A 2,345-nucleotide genomic window follows, 5' to 3' on the forward strand; every position below is an offset into this window, starting at 1 on the left:
TGGGCCGCGAGGCGCTCGTGGTCTATGCTGCGCCTCGCGGCCCAAGCGCCTTGCCGGCTACGGCCCCTCAGCTCAAACGTTAGGCCGCACACATGCCGTTCGATCTTGCCGAGTCATTCATCCATGAAGCTGAGCGCGAGCTCGGCGCCAAACTACCGGTGTCCTACAGGGCGGCAATGGCTCAGGCGAACGGAGGCGAGGTCGAGGTCCTCGACGATGTGTGGCAGTTGCATCCAATCGCCGACACATCCGACCGAAAGCGCCTTGCCCGAACGGCCAATCATGTACTTCGCGAGACCGAGTCATTGCGGGGCTGGGCCAGGTTCCCGGCAGGTGCCCTGGCAATCGCTGCCAACGGCTCAGGCGATCAACTGGTCTTCCTACGCGGCGCCACTTCGTTCGAATCAGCTGTACATCTCTGGTCGCACGAAACGGGCGAACTGGAGCAAGTGGCCGAAGACTTCAGTGAACTTCAAGGCATCTAGCCAATCGGTGCCACGTTGGCTTGTCGGCGGCACCAGTCGTCCGCCGAGAGTGCGGCCTAACCCTTCGCTCGAGCGGACCTCCACCGGCAAGGCGCTTGGGCCGCGGGGCGGTTTGAGTCATCATCCGCCTCGCGGCCCAAGCGCCTTGCCGGTGGCGTCCGCTCAGCTCAAACGTTAGGCCTCAGAACCCGGACCCATGGACCCGCCGGAACTCGACGTGCTGAAGATCTCGCAGCGGTTCTTGGTCATTGCCATGCAGGCCGTCGCTGCGTACGAACAGGCCCAGCGCCAACTCGATCTCGCTCATGTGCTCGATGCGGATCGACTGGTCTCGCCAGAAGGAATCGCCCAGTCGCGGCAAACCCTTGAGCAGCTCTCAGCTCTCACAGCCCAGCACAAGGAGTACTTCGCCAAGTTCATCACCGGTTCTACCGAGCAACTGCTTGCGGCAGTGAACGAGCTTCCTGAAGACCGACGACAGAGCATCACTGAGGGCCTGATGCGCTCCATCAACTACAACCTGGCAGAGCAGTCCCGCTTCTACGCCGGTCGTGAGCGCTGGGTTGCTGCAGGACTGAGCATCTTCAATCTGGCAGAGGAGCACGCTGGGCAGATCTGGCTCGAACAAGGCGAACTCGTCTTCGGCACGACTGCGCTTCTCGAAGCGGTCCAAGCACTGTCAGAGGAGATGGAACAAGTGCATCAAGCCGAGGTTGCGCTACAAGCGGAGCGTCAGGCACACATCGCGCGAGCTATGGCTCGCATGAGCCCGAAGGTGTAGCCGCGAGCTGAGGCCTAACCCTTCGCTGGAGGCGACAGCCACCGGCTTGGCACTTGGCCCGCGAACCCGTGGTTCTTATCATCGGGCTCGCGGGCCAAGCGCCAACCCGGCGTCTGCGCCTCAGCTCAAACGTTAGGCGTCGTATCCGGCACCAGCCGTGCCCTACCAGCTTCTAGCCGATGCGGTCCTTCTCCTCCACTTCGGAGTTGTGCTCTTCGTGGTGGGAGGCCTTGTTGTTGTCCTCGCAGGAAACTGGCTCGGCTGGCGATGGGTCAACGACTGGTGGTTCAGGCTGGCGCATCTCGCGGCTATCACAGTTGTCGTCGTTCAAGCCTGGCTGGGGCAACTCTGCCCACTCACAACGCTTGAATCTTGGCTTCGCATCCAGGCCGGCGCTGCGGCTTACGAGCAGAGCTTCATCGAGTATTGGCTCCAGAAGCTCATCTTCTACGAGGCGCCGTTCTGGGTGTTCACGTTGGCCTACACAGCGTTCGCGCTACTTGTGGTGCTGGCATGGTGGCGCTATCCACCGCAGCGGGGCCGGAGCACGAGCGACGACGCCTAACCCTTCGCTCGAGGCGACCCTCCACGGCTTGGCACTTGGGCCGCGAGGCGCTCGCTGGCATCATGCACCTCGCGGCCCCAGCGCCAATCCGCGGCGGTCGCCTCAGCTCAAACGTTAGGCGTCACGTGACCCCCGACCTCCACATCCGCATCGCTTCGCTGAGCGACGCTGTTGAGATTGCGCGCATGTCACGTCGCTTGATCGAGCATGGCCTTCCGTGGTCCTGGCAGCCTGAACGTGTAGTACGCGCCATCGCCTCGCCAAACACGAACGTGGCAGTGGTGCGAGAGCAAGGCGAACTTGTCGGCTTCGGCATCATGGAGTACTGGGAGATTGACGCCCATCTCGTCTTGTTTGCTGTCCGTCCGGAGCGTCAGCGCCAAGGCGTCGGCACGTCGCTGCTAGCTTGGTTGGAGGCGTCGGCAGTTGTGGCTGGCTCTGAGCGCATTCGGGTCGAGGCGCGCCGAGACAACATCGCCGCGCGTAGCTTCTACAACGAGCACGGTTACCACGA

The 2,345-nt window shown here is 62.6% G+C and carries 4 protein-coding genes; all 4 read left to right on the top strand.

The window, feature by feature from the left end; translation table 11 throughout:
• Positions 1-92 precede the first annotated feature (92 nt).
• Complete coding sequence (locus tag D9C15_RS09470) at positions 93-485, top strand: SMI1/KNR4 family protein (RefSeq protein WP_127997211.1); 393 nt, start codon at positions 93-95, stop codon at positions 483-485.
• Between the two features lie 196 nt (positions 486-681).
• Positions 682-1,266 carry a hypothetical protein gene (locus D9C15_RS09475; protein WP_127997212.1) on the top strand — a complete coding sequence of 195 codons (585 nt, stop codon included), beginning with the start codon at positions 682-684 and terminating at the stop codon, positions 1,264-1,266.
• A 157-nt stretch (positions 1,267-1,423) separates the two neighbouring features.
• Entirely contained in the window at positions 1,424-1,831 is a 408-nt protein-coding gene (locus D9C15_RS09480) for a DUF2784 domain-containing protein (RefSeq protein WP_127997213.1), read from the top strand.
• 125 nt (positions 1,832-1,956) lie between these two features.
• Positions 1,957-2,345, top strand: a 389-nt coding sequence (locus tag D9C15_RS09485; protein WP_205854767.1) for a GNAT family N-acetyltransferase, incomplete at its 3' end; no start/stop codon positions are given.

The organism is Piscinibacter defluvii, assembly GCF_004011805.1.
Classification (GTDB): Bacteria; Pseudomonadota; Gammaproteobacteria; order Burkholderiales; family Burkholderiaceae_C; genus Piscinibacter; species Piscinibacter defluvii.